Here is a 16,690-nt window from a genome sequence, read left to right as displayed (position 1 = left end):
TTTCCTCTCACTGCTCGCTACCTGGTCGGTTCACTGCCTGGCCGCCGTCTGTCACCGCTCACTGTCCGGCCGCCGTCCGGCCGCTGCCGGCTCGCCTGCCCACAACCGGCGGGCCGGGCAGCATGATCAGTGCGCTCTTCGGCCGGCGGGCGCCTCGACGTCGGAGTAGTACCGCCGGGCCACCTCGGGATGGCTGCGCAGCCAGCTCTTGAGGGTGTTGACGCCGTGCTCGGCAAAGATCGGGTTGCGCGGGTCGGGAGGCTCGGACGGCGGTAGCTGCCGGCGCAGTTCCTCCGGCAGCGGCAGGGGTGCCAGCGTCGCCGACAGGTGCGGGCCGAAGAAGAAGGCCGCCGACACCCGCTCCGTCCCGGCCGGTGGGCTGACGACCCGGTGCACGGTCGCCCGGTAGTAACGCTGGGTCGCCAGCTCGAACATCTCGCCGATGTTGACCACGAAGGTCCCCGGTACCGGGGTGACGTCGATCCAGCCGTCGGCCGGCACGTCCGTACCCGCCTGCGGGCTGCGTGCGTCCTGCAGGCCGCCGGTGTCGTCCTGCAGGACGAACGTGACGAAACCGCCGTCCTTGTGCGCGCCGACGCCCTGGTCGTAGTCGGCCGTGAAGCCCGCCGGCGCGGGCAGGTAGCGGATCAGCTTCAGATGCGAGCGGGGGTCGACGGCGAACGTCGGGTCCAGCTGGTCGGCGGCCAGGCCGAGCGATTCGGCGAACGCGTGGACCAGCGTGCGGGCGAGCCGTCCCAGCTCGGCCATGTAGGCATCGACGATCTCCCGCATCCGCGGGAGCGCGGCCGGCCACTGGTTGGGGCCGTCGAGGCGCAGGTAGGGCGGGTCGTGCGGGCCGAGCTGGCGGACGGGGCGCTCGTCGCCGACGTCGATCTGCTCACGGATGTCGGGGTTGTCCCGGGTGATCTCGTGGCCGAGCCGGGTGTAGCCGCGGAAGTGCGGCGAGTGGACGTTCTCGATCTCGAGCTTGACGTCCTCGGGCAGGTGGAAGAACTCCCGGCTGACCGCCAGCATGGCGGCGGCGGTGGCCGGCGGGATCCCGTGCCCGGTGAGGTAGAAGAAGCCCGGCCCGTGGCAGGCCGCGCGCAACGCCGCCAGGAACGCCACCCGCCCGGGGCCGCCCGTGCGGTAGGGGCCGATGTCCAGCGTGGGCAGGGCGGCCACCGGCCCGGCAGGCCCCGGCCCGTCCGAGCCGATGCCGATGCCGCCGGCGCTGGCGTTGTCGGTGTGGGTCGTCTCGGTCATCGTCGGCCTCCTTGTCGGTCGTGGGCCGGAAGTGACGGCGGTCGGTGACCGCCGTTCGGTCGGATGCGCCTGGCAGCGATCACGCGCTGTGCCGATCACGGGCGTACCGGCTGGCCGGGCGGGGCAGTCCCAGGTTCTCGCGCAGGGTCCGGCCCTCGTAGGAGGTCCGGAACAGGCCACGCCGTCGCAGGTGCGGGATGACCAGGTCCGCGAAGTCGTCGAGTGTCTCCGGCAGATACGGAAAGATCACGTTGAAACCGTCCGCGGCCTGAGTCTCGAACCACTCCTGGATGTGGTCGGCGATCGTCTCGGGGGTGCCGACGATGGTCCGCTCGTCACGGGCCAGCCCCCTGGCGAGCTCGCGGATGGTCAGGTTGCGGGCCCGGGCCCGGTCCACGATGAGCCGCTGGGCGCTGCGGCTCTGGTTCGAGGGGGCAGCTGCGGCAGCGGCCCGTCCAACGGGTACGTCGACAGGTCGACGCCGCCGAGCCAGTAGGCGAGATCGGCCAGCGCCACCCGCGGGTCGAGCAGCACGTACAGCCGCTCGGCCTTGTCCTCGGCCTCGGTGAGGGTGCGGCCGACGATCGTGGACAGCGCCGGCAGGACGAGGACATGCTCCGGGTTGCGGCCGGCCGCGGCCGCCCGCGCCTTGATCTCGGTGTAGAAGGCCCGGGCGGCGGCGCTGTCGGGATGGTGGGTGAAGACGACGTCCGCGACCGCCGCCGCCAGCGACCTGCCGGCCTCGGAGGAGCCGGCCTGGACGATCACCGGCCGGCCCTGCGGCGGCCGGGGGACGTTCAACGGCCCGGTCACCGAGAAGTACCTGCCCCGGTAGTCGAGCCGGTGCACCTTGTCGTCGTCGAAGTAGATCCCGGACGCCTGGTCGTGGCGGAACGCGTCGTCGTCGAAGCTGTCCCACAGGCCGGTCACCACCTGGTGGAACTCCGCGGCCCGCCAATAGCGCTCGGCGTGCTCGACGTGCTCGGGCAGGCCGAAGTTGCGTGCCTCGGCGTCGTTGAGCGAGGTGACCAGGTTCCAGCCGGCCCGTCCCCGGCTGAGGTGGTCCAGCGAGGCGAACGTGCGCGCCAGGTGGTAGGGCTCGTTGTAGGTGGTGGACGCGGTGGCGATGAGCCCGATCCGGCTGGTGGCGGTGGCCAGCGCGGCGAGCAGGGTCGTCGGCTCGAAGGAGTCGTTGACCACCGAGACCCGGCGCAGCACCTCCTGGTCGGCGAAGGGCACCCCGACGAGGTCGGCGAAGAAGAGCGCGTCGAAGCGGGCCCGCTCGGCGGTCCGCGCCAGGTCGATCAGGTGCCGGATGTTCACGCCCGCGTCCGGGACGGCGCCCGGGTGCCGCCAGGCGGCCAGGAACTCCCCCGGCGGCTTGAGGAAGGCGTTGAGATGCAGCCGTCGCCGGCCGCCGTGCTCGGTGACGCCGGCTGCGCCGGTGGTGCCGGCGTCACCGGTAGCGTCGGGTGCCACGTCAGATGCCATGGGTCACCGGCTTCCCTCCGCCGTCCCTGCCCCGTCCCGCCGCCCCGCGCCCACCGGCCGCGGCTCGGCGCCCCCGCCGCCCGCACCGCCGCCGACGCCCCCACCGCCGCCGATACCCGCGCTGTCCCCGATGTTCGCGCTGCCCCCGATGTTCGCGCTGCCCACGGTCGCGGCGTCCCTGACGCCCACGGCACCGATGTCCGCGGCATCCCCGGTGTCGGCCCACGGACGTGCGCCGGCCCGGGGCGCGGCAGCCCGAGGTGGCCGCGCAGCGTCGTCGTCTCGTAGGCGTGGCGGAACAGCCCGCGGCGGCGCAGCTCGGGGACGACGTGGTCGACGAAGTCCTCGGCGGCGCCGGGCAGGTAGGGAAAACTGACGTTGAAACCGTCGGCGGCGCGGGTGGTGAACCACTCCTCGATGTGGTCGGCGACATCCTCCGGGGTGCCGACCACGGCACCCGCGGTGGTGAACCGCAGCGCCAGCTGGCGGATCGTGAGGTTCTCGCGGCGGGCCAGGTCGAGCATCAGCTCCTGGCGGCTGCGGCTCCGGTTGGTCGCGCCGACGGGCGGCAGCGGCCCGTCCAACGGGTATCCGGACAGGTCGAGATCCCCGATGTTGTCCTGGACGAGCCGGCGGGCCACGTCGTCGTGGACCAGTTCCTGCAGTTCGGCCAGGCGGGCCCGGGCCCGCTCCCGGGTGCTCGCGACGAACGGTGCGAGCAGCGGCCAGACCAGCAGGTGGTCGCTGTCGCGGCCGTACGCCGCCGCGCGTGCCTTGATGTCGGCATAGAACGCCTGGGCACCGGCCAGCGTGGTCTGGGCGGTGAACACCACCTCGCCGTGGCGGGCCGCGAACGCCAGGCCGGTCTCCGACGAGCCGGCCTGAAAGATCACCGGATGGCCCTGCGGCGGCCGGGAGATGTTCAGCGGCCCGCGCACCGTGAAATGCGGGCCGGCATGGTGTGGGGTGCGCAGACCGGCCGGGTCGTAGTAGTGCCCGGACGCGGTATCCCGGACGACCGAGCCGTCGTCGAAACTGTCCCACAGCTTCCGGACGACCTCGACGAACTCCTCGGCCCGCAGGTAGCGCGCGCTGTGGTCGAGATGGGTGTCCCGGCCGAAGTTGCCGGCCTCCAGCGGGACCACCGACGTCACCACGTTCCAACCGGCCCGGCCGGCGGAGAGATGATCCAGGGAGGCGAACCTGCGCGCGATGTGGAACGGCTCGTTGTACGTCGTCGTCGCGGTGGCGACCAGGCCGATCCGTTCGGTCACGGTGGACAGCGCGGCCAGCAGGGTCAACGGCTCGAAGTGGTCGGCGCGGGCGGTGCGCCGCAACGAGTCGTACTGGTGTCCCCAGATGGCCACGACGTCGGCGACGAACAGCGCGTCGAACGTCCCCCGCTCCAGCGTTCTGGCCAGCTGGATGTGATGGTCGAGGTCGAGCTGGCCGCCCGGCGGCGAGGAGGGGTGCCGCCAGCCGGCGATGTGCCCGCCGGAGCCGTGCAGGATCGCGCCCAGGGTCAGCTGGCGCCGGGAGCGGCCCGGTGCCGGCGCCACGTCCGTGACGGAGGTCATGTCGGGGTCCTCTCCACCGCCGTCGCGGCGGCCGGGGCGTGCCGAGGCGGTGGGACGGGTCGATCGGTGCGTCGTGTCGTTGTCTGGTGTGTCGTTGCCTGGCGTGCCGTGGTGCGCCGTGGCCGCGGGTGGCCGGCGGCGCGACCAGCTCACCACCGCCGAGAATTGATCATCAATTGATCATCGTGGCCGGACGGGCCGCACAGGGTCCGTCACCACACGAGGCCACAAGCCCGCAGGACACGAGATGATGTTGACGGTGGACGTCGGATCCCGCGGCTGTCAGGCCGGATCAGCGGCGGCTCTGGTCGACGTCAACAGATCTGGTCGAAATGATGCGCGCGGCGGGAGACCCAGAACGGATCGAGCATCACCGTCCAGGACGCGGATCCGGCACACATCGTCCGAATGTAACCGCACCGGTGGCCAGGGGTCCAGCATCACCGCGCGGGCAGCAGCGGCCAGCGAACGCTACGCGGCCGGTATCCATCAGATACCGGCCAGAGATACCGTCGGTATCCATCGGATACCGGCCAGAGATACCGTCGGTATCCGACTGATACCGACCGGGAATACGGCCGGACACAGGCCGTGGCAGGCCACCGGGCGAACTCGGGGGATCTCGGCGGGCCGGCGAACAGGAGGGCCGGGACAACAGGGCCGGGGCAACGATGAGGCCGGCTGGTTTGGGTAGGGTGTGGCGGTCCCGGTTCGCCCGCGGTCGCGGGGGGAGGACGGGGGTGAGATGGACGGCGAGGGAGCACAGGGCATCACGCCCGGAGATCTTTTCGACGATCTCCCCATGAACCGCACGGTAACGGTCAGCGTGGACCCGCACGGTGTCGTCACCGCGTGTGGCTCGTACGCCCACCAGCCGCTCGGATACCCTCCGGCCGAGATCGTCGGACGGCCAGCGGCCGACCTTCTTGCCGCTCCACTCCCGCAACCGGCCCGATGCCACCTGACGGACGGGCGAAGCTGGAGCGGGACTGTCGCCCTGCGCCACCGCGACGGGCACGGCCTGGACGTGTGGCTGCACGCCCAGCCACTGCTGGCCGGTAACGGGACGGTGGCCCAGTGGTTCGTGACCGCCGTCACCGTCGAGGACCTGCGCAACCACCAGCGTGAGCTCCAGGCTGAGCTGACGCTGGTGAACTGGGCGTTCACCCAGGCCCCGCTCGGTCTGGCGATCTTCGATACCGAGGTGCGGGTCTGCCGGCTGAACGACGAGTCAGCCCACATGATCGGCCTGCGGGAACAGGACGCGCGCGGACGTCCGGCGGCGGAGGTGTTCCCCGCCCCCGGACATCAGCCCTCCGGCCTGGTCGAGCGGGCCCGCCAGGTGGTGCGGACCGGCGAGCCGGCATACTACGAGGCCTTCCTCCGGGCACCGGCCGACTCCCACGAACGTGCCTGGGCGATCACCCTGTCACCGGTGCGGGACCCGGCCGGCCAGGTCCGAGGGGTGCTCAGCGCGTCGCTCGACATCAGCGAGCGGTACTGGGCCCGGCAGCGACTGACCCTGCTCAACGAGGCCAACGCCGCCATCGGCAGCACCCTCGAGGTCACCCGCACCGCCCAGGAGCTCGCCGACATCGCCGTCCCCCGTCTCGCCGACTGGGCCAGCGTCGACCTCCTCGACACCGTCTACCACGGTGACGAGCCGCCGCCAGGACCGATCACCACCCCGGTGGTGCTGCGCCGCACCGCCCACCAGTCCGTCTCCGCGGGACAGCCGGAAGCCGTCGTCGCGCTGGGCCAGACCGACATCTACCCTCCGGACTCCCCCATCGCCATCGCCCTCGCCAGCGGACAGAGCGTCTCCTACCCGATCTCCGATCCGCATGTGGCACGGTGGGTGGCGGGCAGCCCGCCACGGGCCGCCCGGATCCGCGAGTACGGATTCCATTCCGTCATGATTATTCCGTTACGTGCCCGGGGAAGCATTCTCGGCGTCGCCGTCTTCATGCGTCACCAGCACCATCCCGAGCCCTTCACCCCCGACGACCTCGCCCTGGCCGACGAGCTCGGTGCCCGCACCGCCATCTGTCTCGACAACGCCCGCCGCTACACCCGCGAACGCACCACCGCCCTCACCCTCCAGCACAGCCTCCTCCCCCATGATCTCCCCCGCCCGGCCGCCGTGGACGTCGCCTCCCGTTACCTGCCCGCCGGCGCCCAGGCCGGCGTCGGCGGCGACTGGTACGACGTCATCCCGCTCTCCGGCGCCCGCGTCGCCCTCGTCGTCGGCGACGTCGTCGGCCACGGCATCCACGCCGCCGCCACCATGGGCCGGCTGCGCACCGCCGTGCGCACCCTCGCCGACGCCGATCCCACCCCCGACGAGCTGCTCACCCGGCTCGACGACGTCATCACCCGGCTGACCACCGATCGAGATCCCGGCAGCGGCGATCTCGGCGCGACCTGCCTCTACGCCGTCTACGACCCCACCACCGGCCACGCCACCATCGCCAGCGCCGGCCACCCCCCACCCGCCCTCGTCACCCCCGACGGCACCGTCACCTACCTCGACATCCCCCCCGGACCCCCCCTCGGCCTCGGCGGCCTCCCCTTCGAAGCCACCGACCACCACCTCCCCGACGGCAGCCTGCTCGCCCTCTACACCGACGGCCTGATCGAATCCCGCGACCGCGACATCGACACCGGCCTCGACATGCTCCGCCACGCCCTCGGCGAGCCCACCGACTCCCTCGACACCGCCTGCGACGTCATTCTCAAGACCCTGCTGCCCGACCGGCCCGCCGACGACGACATCGCCGTCCTGCTCGCCCGCACCCACACCCTCACCACCGGCCAGGTCGCCTCCTGGGACCTACCCTCCGACCCCGCCGTCGTCGCCTACGCCCGCACCCACACCACCAACCAACTCACCACCTGGAACCTCCCCGACGCCATCCCCACCACCACCCTCGTCGTCAGCGAACTGGTCACCAACGCCATCCGCCACACCACCGGCCCCATCCACCTCCGCCTCATCCGCGACCGCGGCACCCTCATCTGCGAAGTCTCCGACACCAGCAACACCGCCCCCCACCTCCGCCGCGCCCGCACCCTCGACGAAAACGGCCGCGGCCTGTTCCTCATCGCCCAGCTCACCCACCACTGGGGCACCCGCTACAACCGCACCGGCAAAACCATCTGGGCCGAACAACTCATCTGAGCCGAACAACTCGACGGGCGAACAGCTCGACGGGCACGGCCTCGGCACGCCGGGGGCGCCGGAGATGTGCTTCGATGGTGGCGGATCACGGCCACGGCCCGTGGCCCGTCGTTGTCGGATCATCATCTGTCGGATCATCGTCACGGGGATCACCGGGAGCGGGAGGCTCGATGCTTCTGCTGCGCCGTCTGATAGGCGTCATCCTGCGTCGCGCCCGCCTACGGCAGGGACGCACCCTGCGTGAGGTTGCACGGACCGCGAACGTGTCGGTTCCGTATCTGTCCGAAATCGAACGTGGCCGGAAAGAGGTTTCCTCGGAGGTGTTGGCTGCGCTGTGCCGGGCCCTCGACATCCGTCTCAGCGACCTGCTTGACGAGGTTCTGGACGATCTGCGCCACCTCGAGTCCGAGACCGTACCCGTCACCGTGCGCAGCGCTCCCCCCGACCTGCCCGGCGCTCCCCCCAACGTCACTGTGCGTACGCCGCAGTGTCTGGCAACGGGGTGCTCCGGCGGATCCCCGCGCGGCCGGGGACCCCGCTGGATCGCGCGGGCGGGCGGATGCGTCCCGGCGTACGCCCGGCAACGGCCGCCGCGGTCGGCGTCGGTTCCGGCGCGGACGGCCCGCTCAGCCCGTTGACCGCGGGCGTGGCAGATCCGCCGCCGCCGTCACCACGTGGTCCACGAACCCGTAGTCCCTGGCCTCCCGCGCGGTGAACCAGCGGTCCCGGTCGGAGTCACGCTCGATCTGTTCGACGGTGCGCCCCGTGTGGAAGGCGATGCGTTCCTGGATCGTCCGTTTCGTGTAAAGCGTCTGCTCGAGCTGGATGGCGATGTCGCTCGCCGTCCCGCCGAGCCCACCGGACGGCTGGTGCATCATCACCTGGGCGTGCGCGAGCGCGTATCGTTTGCCGGCCGCGCCCGCGCAGAGCAGGAACTGTCCCATCGACCCAGCGAAGCCGAGCGCCACCGTCACCACGTCGTTGGTGACGTACTGCATGGTGTCGTATATGGCCATCCCCGCGCTCACCGAGCCGCCCGGTGAGTTGATGTAGAGCTGGATGTCGCGTTCGCGGTCCTCCGCGGACAACAGCAGCAGTTTGGCGCAGATCTCGTTGGCGACGGCGTCCTCGACCACCGACCCGAGGAAGACGATGCGGCTGCGCAGCAGGCGGTCGAACACCGGACCATCGGCCTGGTAGCCATTTCCCGACTGCATTCGTGGGCGTTCCATGCGTATTTTCCTCCTCGTACGGAATGCATTTTCCCACCTGGGCAGAATTGACTGCCACCCCGGTGCGCCGACCACACAGTTTTCCACCGCGAAACCATCGGAAACGGCGGGTCTGCCCACGGCAGACAAGGTTTTCAAGATCCACGATGGCTGCGGGTATGCCACCGAAGCCGACGGCGCCGTTCGATGACCGGCCGGCGGCGGCCTGCCAGCGACCAGCCGGTGGCCACCGGCTCCCCCGGAATAGTCTGGCCAGCGCTGACATACAGCTGTCGTAGCCACAAACCGGCGGCCCGGCCTGTGCCGCGCCTTCTTCCACCCGGAGGACGTCGAACACATGACTCTGCTGACCGACGCCGTGCGGGCCGCGCTGACGGCCGGGCGGCTGGCCCATCTCGTCACCCTGAACCCGGACGGCAGCCCCCAGATCACCCTGGTGTGGGTGGGCGTCGACGGCGACGAGATCGTCACCGCCCACCTGGGGCTGTACAAGAAGCTCCGCAACCTCCAGCGGGACCCACGGGTGGCGCTGTCGATCGAGGCGGCGGGAAGCGAGAGCGGCGGTCTCGAGCACTACCTGGTCGTCCACGGGCACGCGAAAGTCACCGAGGGCGGCGCGCCCGAGCTGCTCGAGAAACTCACGAAGATTTACCTCGGGCCGGACGCCCCTCCGTCACCGATCCCCAACCCACCCCCCGGCTACGTTCTAAGGATCACCCCGGAACGCGTCGGCGGCATCGGCCCCTGGAAGCCCTGACCACGGACTACCGACAACCAAGCCGCCGACGCCGCCCCATCCCGGTACCAGGCAAGACACGGTAGCGCCCGCTCAAGGCGTGTTTGCTGGACCGTCTCGGGCAGCTTCACGGCATTCTCGATGTCGTCAGCCTGAGGTGGTCCCCGTTCTTCGGACAGTGATCCCTATGTGGGATAATTGATCCGTGAGCGGAGGAGATTGATGACTGAGTCCCGGAGGCGGTTCACGCCCGAGTACAAGGACGAGGCAGTGAAACTCGTCATCGATTCGGGTCGGCCGGTATCGGCGATCGCGAAGGACCTCGGTATCAACGAGGGAACCCTGGGGAGCTGGGTGGCCACCTGGCATCGGGCCCACCAAGGCGAAGAAGAACCGCTGTCGATGTCCGAGCGTGCCCGGCTACGGGAGCTGGAGAAGGAGAACCGGGAACTCCGGATGGAGCGCGAGTTCCTCTCAAAAGCGGCAGCCTTCTTCGCGCAACGCCATCAGTGATCGATAAGTTCGAGCTGATCGCCGCGGAGAAGGACAACTACCCGATACGCAAAATGTGCCAGTGGCTCGTGGTGTCGACGTCCGGTTTCTACGACTGGTACCAGCGACCGGTGTCGTCCCGGACCCGCCGGCACACCACCCTGGACACCCAGGTGCGGGCGTTGTTCGCCGCCTCGCGCCAGACCTACGGCGCGCGGCGGATCGCCGCCGCTCTGACCGCGTCGGGCCAGCCCACCTCGGTCCGCCTCGCCCGACGGATCATGCGCCGAGCAGGGCTGAAGGCCTGCCAGCCCAGGGCCTACCGCCGCACCACGATCCCCGGCCAGGCGCCGGTGCCCACCGACCACGTCCGCCGCGACTTCACCGCCACCCGCCCCGGGGCCAAGCTCGTCGGTGACATCACCTATGTCCGTACCGGCGAAGGCTGGCTGTATCTCGCCACGGTCATCGACTGCTATTCACGGAAGGTTCTCGGCTGGTCGATGGCCAGTCACATGCGGACCGAACTCGTCGTCGACGCATTCACCATGGCCGCGTCCCGCACCACCCTTGCACCGAACGCGGTTTTTCACTCGGATCGCGGTACGCAATACACGTCCGACGCCTACCATCGCACGCTGGCACGACACGGCGTGCGACCTTCCGTAGGCGCCACCGGAGTGTGCTGGGACAACTCCGCCGCCGAATCCTTCTTTGGCACCCTGAAAAACGAACTCGTCTATCGGGAAATTTACCTAACCCGTCGTGCCGCCCGCAGTGCGATCGCCGAGTACATCGAAGTCTTCTACAACCGGCAGCGACTCCACTCCACCCTCGGCTACCACACCCCGGAACACGTCGAACGTCTCTACCTGACGAGTCGGACATCAATACCAGAGGCGGCGTAAAGCTGATATAGTCCAGTTATCGCGTGTCCGTAGAATGGGCAGCACCTCATACATCCCACAAGGGCTCGCACATCCACAGGGGCTCGTCCCGCGTGGTGCGATCGTTGGTGGGGCCAAAACCTCACGCTCATCGATCATTGAGTTGGCCGGTGTCACAGGAGTGGCATGCTGGTCGGCGTGCACGGTAGGAGCCGCGGCAGGATCTGGTAGAACCACGAATGCGATGTGGGTTCCGTCGACGGCCCACCGAAGCCCACTGATTGGTGCAAAACCGAGCCACTGGAGTGATCCCGCTTCCGTGGACAGCGAACCTGAGGTTCGCTGTCCATAGGGAAGGAGCGTCATGGGGTCAGCTCGCCGGAAGTTCACCCAGGAGTACAAATCCGAGGCAGTAAGGTTGGTGCTCGACTCGGGCCGGTCGGTGACCGAGGTCGCGAAGAGTCTGGGTATCCACGAGACCACGTTGGGAAACTGGGTGAAGAAGGCGAAGGAGAACGGCGAGACCGAGGAGCGGCCGCTGTCGGTGTCGGAGCGCGCGGAACTTGAGGAGCTCCGGAAGAAGTACGCGCAGGCGCAGATGGACATCGCCTTCCTAAAAAAAGCGGCGAGCTTCTTCGCGAGCGAGCAGAAGTAAAGTTCGAGTTCATCTCGATACACGCTCCGAAGAAGCCTGTGTCCGCCGACGGCGCGAACACCTTTCCCGTCGACTACATGTGCAAGAAACTCGACGTGTCCCGACAGGGCTACTATGCGTGGAAGAAACGCGGCCCGTCTCGGAGGGAGAAGGACGACGCCACCTTGTCGACCATGATCAGAGCTGTTTTCGACCGTCACGAGGGGCGGTACGGCGTGCGGCGGATCTTCCACGAGATCCGCCGCCAGGGCGTCGCCGTCGCCTACAAGCGGGTCCAGCGGCTGATGGCGACGATGGGCCTGGTCAGCGTGCATCCGCGTCCCCGCCGGCCGGTGACGACGGTGCAGGCCGCGGACTCCTCATCGCTGCCTGATCTTGTCGGCCAAGACTTCGCCGCGTCCGCACCGAACCAGTTGTGGTACGGCGACATAACATATATTCGCACCTGGGATGGCTGGGTGTACATGGCCTCCGTCATCGACGCGTTCTCTCGGAAGATCGTCGGCTGGGCGGTCGCCGATCACATGCGCACCGAACTCGTTCTCGACGCGCTTCGTATGGCCGTCACCCGCCGGCGGCCACCCGGCGGCGTCATATTCCACGCCGACCGAGGCGGTCAGTACACCAGCCGTGAGTTCGTCGCCTTCTGTCGCGACAACAACGTCCGAAACTCCGTCGGCCGTACCGGGATCTGTTTCGACAACGCCGCGGCGGAGTCCTTCTGGGCCACCCTCAAGAAGGAGTTCGTCCACCTCCACCCGTTCGATACCATAGACCGCGTCCGGGCGGGGATCTTCGAATATGTCGAGATCTACTACAACCGGCAGCGGTTGCACTCCTCGATCGGCTATCTCACGCCTGTCGAGTTCGAGGAAGAATTTGACGGACAAACACTTCGTGCTGCATAGTTAGGACTGTCCACGAAAGTGGGAACCCTCCACCACCCCTTGCTGCTGACGGGCAGGAAGCTGTTGTCGATGCAAGCTACCGCGGCTCGGAAAGAAAACATATCTGCGTGACAGCAGCATATCATTGATCAGGACGCCTGGATGGACGTAACAGACCGTCAGGTAGAGCGGGCTGCCGTCCAGGCGGTTGTCCCAGCAGTACTGCCAGAAGCCGGGGCCGGCGGCATCGTCCAAGAGCACCCGCACGGTCGTGAGATCTGCCGGACGGGGCGTCGCGTCCGGCCCGATCTCGCCGTCGCCGGGCAGGTCGATGATCCTACGGATACCGTGCGAGCACAGCGCGGATCAACCGGCCGCGCTCAGGCGGCCGAGGCTGCCCGAGCGGACGAGCGGCATCCCGGCCGGTAACCGGCGGACACACCTGGCTGCATGGCTGGACGCGGACCTGGTACCGCGTTTCGCGGACCGTATCCTCACCGTCGACATCCCGATAGCCGACGCCTGGGGAATGCTCATGGCGGACGGCGACCGCAACGGTAGACCGGCGCCGGTCATCGACAGCTTCCTCGCCGCGACGGCCACGGCACACGACCTGACTCTCGCCACCCGTAACACCCGGGATTTCACCCACCTGGGAATCCCACTGATCAACCCGTGAAACGACGACACAACCCGGTAAGAAACCATAAACTATGAAATGGACGCGAGGGAGATGGCAAGGGCCTGCGCAAGGCTGTCCATCGTGTCAGGCGAAACCCATTCGGCCGGCGGCCGGCGCAGGTAGGAGAAGACGGCGGGGCCACGCTCGGCGACAGGCAGGTCCGCCGCCCACGGAATGACATGGACATGCAGATGAGTAAAGCCCTCGGCCTCCGAGAACGCGACCACATACGTCTTCGCACACCCGGTCACGTCGATCAGGGCACGGCTGAGACGCCACGTCACCAGACCGAGTTCGGATGCCTCCGCCGCGGTCAGTTCGGCCGGCGAGGTGACATGCCGGCGCGCGACGACCACCAGCCAGCCGGGCAGCGCAGCCCGGATCGCGTGCACTACCCGCCAGCCGGGCCCGAGCAGGATCCGCTCCCGCGGCGGCAGAGCGTCCAGCGACGCGTTGCGCACGCAGGAGTAGCAATCCTCCCGAACACCCGCTGCATGTGCGACCGTCACGATTATCGTATCTTATCAGCAGGTTCGTCGGTTCTGCGAAGATCAGGAGATGCGGTGCCAGCATATGACCATGATTTCTTCGTGAGTTACACCGGCGCGGACCAGGAATGGGCTGAGTGGATCTCGTGGGCGCTGGAGGAGGCCGGCTACCGGATCCTCGTCCAGGTGTGGGACTTTGTGCCCGGGGCGAACTGGGTGAACGAAATGCAGAAGGGGGTGACCAAGGCAGCCCGGGTGCTTGCGGTGCTCTCCCCCGACTACCTGGAGAACTCGAAGTTCGGTACCGCCGAATGGCAGGCGTTCTGGCGGGGGGATCCGGATGGCGAGAAGCGGAGGGTCCTGCCGGTTCGTGTGGAGCGCTGCGCTCCGGAAGGCCTCCTCGGCGGCATCGTCTACATCGACCTCGTCGGCCTTGCGAAAGAGGAAGCCGAAAAGATTCTGATCGACCGTGTCAGGGCCTCGCTGGCTGGCCGTGTGCGGCCGACCAGCCCACCCCACTTCCCCGGCAGATAGTCTCCGAGACCGCCACAACCGGATGACGTTGTCTGCTGACCAGGCCAGAAAGTCCGGGCTTATCGGTGGGCTGGAAGGACGGCAGGCGCGAGTAGATCGATGAGGATCTTGGCCTGTTGGATGTGGAAATACCCGGCGCATGCCTCGTCGTTGTCCTGCTTGTCCACATCGTCCCAGCGGATCTCCCACCCCGCGGCCGCCGCGAGCTGTCGCAGGAACGCCTGTTGCGTCCGGCCGTTGCCCTCCCTGAACGGATGAAGCGCGTTCAGCTCACCGTAAAGCGTTGCGAACCGTTCGAGGAAGGGCATGCGGGCGAGCTCGACAAGATAGCCGTCGGCGGCGAGACCGGCGAACAGCTCGGCGAGCTGCTCCGGTAGAAAACGTGGCAGGCAGAACGTAGATGTTCCCTTGGTCATCGTGACGTTTCTGATCGTGCCGGCCCAGTCGTAGATGTCGTCGAACAGGACGCGGTGGAAACGTTGAAGATGCGCGGTGTCGAAGGCGCCGGGCAGTGAACGTGTGGTCAGCCGGATGCGTTGGAGGCCGACGACTGTGCTGGGCGTAGAGCGCGGCGACCTCGTCCGGGGTGAGGTCCCCGAGCCGCAATGACTTCAGTTTGATGTTGAACGGGCTGGACGTGCCCAATCGCGAGGGATCGCCGCCGGAGGCGGCTCCGGGGACCCGCGGAATCGCGAAGCGATTTCGGGGGTGGCAGTCCCGGACGTCACGCAGGCCACACAGCGCCACCGACGCCGGGAACGCCGCCGGCCGATCCGCGAACCCCGCCCGCAACTGCCGCAGCATGCTGATCAGGCTCTGCCCGCGCAACGCGTCGATCTCGTCGAAGAACAGCACCAACGGCCGCGGACACACTCGCGCCCACGCCGCGAGCGCGGCAGCGAGCAGGTCCGCCGCGGATGCCTGCGGCCACACCGGCGTATGCAGTTCCGCTGGCAGAGTGAGCTCGGCACGCCGGCGGATCTCACCGAGGATGCCGAGTTGCGCCGCGCCGTAGTCGTCGCCGGCGGCCTCACCCAGCTCGCAGGAGAAATGCAGCGCCGCGTACCGGCCGACGGCGGTCAGCTCCCGCGCCAGCGCCCGCAACGCCGCCTGGAGGGTTCCCACTTTCGTGGACAGTCCTAACTATGCAGCACGAAGTGTTTGTCCGTCAAATTCTTCCTCGAACTCGACAGGCGTGAGATAGCCGATCGAGGAGTGCAACCGCTGCCGGTTGTAGTAGATCTCGACATATTCGAAGATCCCCGCCCGGACGCGGTCTATGGTATCGAACGGGTGGAGGTGGACGAACTCCTTCTTGAGGGTGGCCCAGAAGGACTCCGCCGCGGCGTTGTCGAAACAGATCCCGGTACGGCCGACGGAGTTTCGGACGTTGTTGTCGCGACAGAAGGCGACGAACTCACGGCTGGTGTACTGACCGCCTCGGTCGGCGTGGAATATGACGCCGCCGGGTGGCCGCCGGCGGGTGACGGCCATACGAAGCGCGTCGAGAACGAGTTCGGTGCGCATGTGATCGGCGACCGCCCAGCCGACGATCTTCCGAGAGAACGCGTCGATGACGGAGGCCATGTACACCCAGCCATCCCAGGTGCGAATATATGTTATGTCGCCGTACCACAACTGGTTCGGTGCGGACGCGGCGAAGTCTTGGCCGACAAGATCAGGCAGCGATGAGGAGTCCGCGGCCTGCACCGTCGTCACCGGCCGGCGGGGACGCGGATGCACGCTGACCAGGCCCATCGTCGCCATCAGCCGCTGGACCCGCTTGTAGGCGACGGCGACGCCCTGGCGGCGGATCTCGTGGAAGATCCGCCGCACGCCGTACCGCCCCTCGTGACGGTCGAAAACAGCTCTGATCATGGTCGACAAGGTGGCGTCGTCCTTCTCCCTCCGAGACGGGCCGCGTTTCTTCCACGCATAGTAGCCCTGTCGGGACACGTCGAGTTTCTTGCACATGTAGTCGACGGGAAAGGTGTTCGCGCCGTCGGCGGACACAGGCTTCTTCGGAGCGTGTATCGAGATGAACTCGAACTTTACTTCTGCTCGCTCGCGAAGAAGCTCGCCGCTTTTTTTAGGAAGGCGATGTCCATCTGCGCCTGCGCGTACTTCTTCCGGAGCTCCTCAAGTTCCGCGCGCTCCGACACCGACAGCGGCCGCTCCTCGGTCTCGCCGTTCTCCTTCGCCTTCTTCACCCAGTTTCCCAACGTGGTCTCGTGGATACCCAGACTCTTCGCGACCTCGGTCACCGACCGGCCCGAGTCGAGCACCAACCTTACTGCCTCGGATTTGTACTCCTGGGTGAACTTCCGGCGAGCTGACCCCATGACGCTCCTTCCCTATGGACAGCGAACCTCAGGTTCGCTGTCCACGGAAGCGGGATCACTCCAGTCGTCTTCCCCGTCTGCTGCGGGGCGTGCACCACGAAATATCCCGACTGCTCGACCAGCCCGGGCGCTTCCGGCAGCCGTGACAACGCCGGAATCATGTAGTGGTACTCCGGCAGACAGGGGCCCGCCGTGTTGAACCGCCGCACCGGCCGCCATCCTCCACGGCCTCGGAGCAGG

The 16,690-nt window shown here is 68.1% G+C and carries 14 protein-coding genes and 3 pseudogenes; 8 read left to right on the top strand and 9 right to left on the bottom strand.

Annotation, left to right across the window (positions count from 1 at the left end; genetic code table 11):
• Positions 1–126: 126 nt before the first annotated feature.
• The 3 genes and pseudogenes from FSYMDG_RS09765 to FSYMDG_RS09755 form a co-directional block, all read right to left on the bottom strand.
• Positions 127–1,266 carry an isopenicillin N synthase family dioxygenase gene (locus FSYMDG_RS09765; RefSeq protein ID WP_013873359.1) on the bottom strand — a complete coding sequence of 380 codons (1,140 nt, stop codon included), beginning with the start codon at positions 1,264–1,266 and terminating at the stop codon, positions 127–129.
• Positions 1,267–1,345: 79 nt separating this feature from the next.
• Positions 1,346–2,757, bottom strand: a pseudogene (locus FSYMDG_RS09760) (LLM class flavin-dependent oxidoreductase).
• Between the two features lie 242 nt (positions 2,758–2,999).
• Positions 3,000–4,334 (bottom strand): annotated as a pseudogene (locus tag FSYMDG_RS09755) (LLM class flavin-dependent oxidoreductase); the annotation flags it as partial.
• A gap of 745 nt (positions 4,335–5,079) precedes the next feature.
• Between FSYMDG_RS09755 and FSYMDG_RS09750 the strand changes: the two are divergent.
• Together FSYMDG_RS09750 and FSYMDG_RS30050 are read left to right on the top strand one after the other, a co-directional pair.
• A complete protein-coding gene (locus FSYMDG_RS09750) occupies positions 5,080–7,515 on the top strand; it encodes a SpoIIE family protein phosphatase (protein ID WP_013873357.1) in 2,436 nt (811 codons plus the stop codon).
• 170 nt (positions 7,516–7,685) lie between these two features.
• The gene (locus FSYMDG_RS30050) at positions 7,686–8,153 is read left to right on the top strand and encodes a helix-turn-helix domain-containing protein (RefSeq protein WP_013873356.1); all 468 of its coding nucleotides are present in this window, start codon (positions 7,686–7,688) and stop codon (positions 8,151–8,153) included.
• Here FSYMDG_RS30050 and FSYMDG_RS09740 read toward each other — a convergent pair.
• On the bottom strand, positions 8,142–8,747 hold the full coding sequence (locus FSYMDG_RS09740; protein WP_013873355.1) for a ClpP family protease: 606 nt from the start codon (positions 8,745–8,747) through the stop codon (positions 8,142–8,144). The genes FSYMDG_RS30050 and FSYMDG_RS09740 overlap by 12 nt on opposite strands.
• A gap of 337 nt (positions 8,748–9,084) precedes the next feature.
• On the opposite strand from FSYMDG_RS09740, the gene FSYMDG_RS09735 reads away from it, so the two are divergent.
• The 5 genes from FSYMDG_RS09735 (at position 9,085) to FSYMDG_RS09705 (ending at position 13,083) form a co-directional block, all read left to right on the top strand.
• Positions 9,085–9,504 carry a PPOX class F420-dependent oxidoreductase gene (locus FSYMDG_RS09735; RefSeq protein WP_013873354.1) on the top strand — a complete coding sequence of 140 codons (420 nt, stop codon included), beginning with the start codon at positions 9,085–9,087 and terminating at the stop codon, positions 9,502–9,504.
• A 201-nt stretch (positions 9,505–9,705) separates the two neighbouring features.
• Positions 9,706–10,883 (top strand): IS3 family transposase gene (locus FSYMDG_RS09725; RefSeq protein ID WP_085948549.1). Its coding sequence is split into 2 segments (ribosomal slippage): positions 9,706–9,967 and positions 9,967–10,883, totalling 1,179 coding nucleotides; the frame shifts between segments, so codons are not numbered across the junction.
• Between the two features lie 343 nt (positions 10,884–11,226).
• Positions 11,227–11,517 (top strand): transposase, encoded by a 291-nt coding sequence (locus FSYMDG_RS28285; protein WP_043602641.1) that lies wholly within the window; start codon positions 11,227–11,229, stop codon positions 11,515–11,517.
• An 11-nt stretch (positions 11,518–11,528) separates the two neighbouring features.
• Positions 11,529–12,425, top strand: coding sequence for an IS3 family transposase (locus FSYMDG_RS09715; RefSeq protein ID WP_349304128.1), 897 nt, complete (start codon positions 11,529–11,531; stop codon positions 12,423–12,425).
• Positions 12,426–12,735: 310 nt separating this feature from the next.
• Complete coding sequence (locus FSYMDG_RS09705) at positions 12,736–13,083, top strand: PIN domain-containing protein (RefSeq protein WP_013873352.1); 348 nt, start codon at positions 12,736–12,738, stop codon at positions 13,081–13,083.
• Between the two features lie 32 nt (positions 13,084–13,115).
• Here the strand turns inward: FSYMDG_RS09705 and FSYMDG_RS09700 are convergent, their stop codons facing one another.
• Complete coding sequence (locus FSYMDG_RS09700; protein WP_043603376.1) at positions 13,116–13,595, bottom strand: HIT family protein; 480 nt, start codon at positions 13,593–13,595, stop codon at positions 13,116–13,118.
• Positions 13,596–13,676: 81 nt separating this feature from the next.
• On the opposite strand from FSYMDG_RS09700, the gene FSYMDG_RS09695 reads away from it, so the two are divergent.
• Positions 13,677–14,108, top strand: coding sequence for a toll/interleukin-1 receptor domain-containing protein (locus FSYMDG_RS09695; RefSeq protein ID WP_157491002.1), 432 nt, complete (start codon positions 13,677–13,679; stop codon positions 14,106–14,108).
• Between the two features lie 59 nt (positions 14,109–14,167).
• Here FSYMDG_RS09695 and FSYMDG_RS09690 read toward each other — a convergent pair whose 3' ends face one another.
• The 4 genes and pseudogenes from FSYMDG_RS09690 to FSYMDG_RS28280 all read right to left on the bottom strand — a co-directional run bounded on the left by FSYMDG_RS09690 (position 14,168) and on the right by FSYMDG_RS28280 (position 16,450).
• Positions 14,168–14,620 (bottom strand): Fic/DOC family protein, encoded by a 453-nt coding sequence (locus FSYMDG_RS09690; RefSeq protein WP_258165229.1) that lies wholly within the window; start codon positions 14,618–14,620, stop codon positions 14,168–14,170.
• Between the two features lie 37 nt (positions 14,621–14,657).
• Positions 14,658–15,215 (bottom strand): annotated as a pseudogene (locus tag FSYMDG_RS30045) (ATP-binding protein); the annotation flags it as partial.
• Between the two features lie 36 nt (positions 15,216–15,251).
• Complete coding sequence (locus FSYMDG_RS09680; RefSeq protein ID WP_237703101.1) at positions 15,252–16,142, bottom strand: IS3 family transposase; 891 nt, start codon at positions 16,140–16,142, stop codon at positions 15,252–15,254.
• A gap of 17 nt (positions 16,143–16,159) precedes the next feature.
• Positions 16,160–16,450, bottom strand: a complete 291-nt coding sequence (locus tag FSYMDG_RS28280; RefSeq protein WP_043602641.1) for a transposase — start codon at positions 16,448–16,450, stop codon at positions 16,160–16,162.
• Positions 16,451–16,690 lie beyond the last annotated feature (240 nt).

It is taken from the genome of Candidatus Protofrankia datiscae (genome assembly GCF_000177615.2).
GTDB classification, from domain to species: Bacteria; Actinomycetota; Actinomycetes; order Frankiales; family Frankiaceae; genus Protofrankia; species Protofrankia coriariae.
Note: the sequence above shows the minus strand (reverse complement) of the source record. Positions and strands in the feature narration are given on the sequence as shown.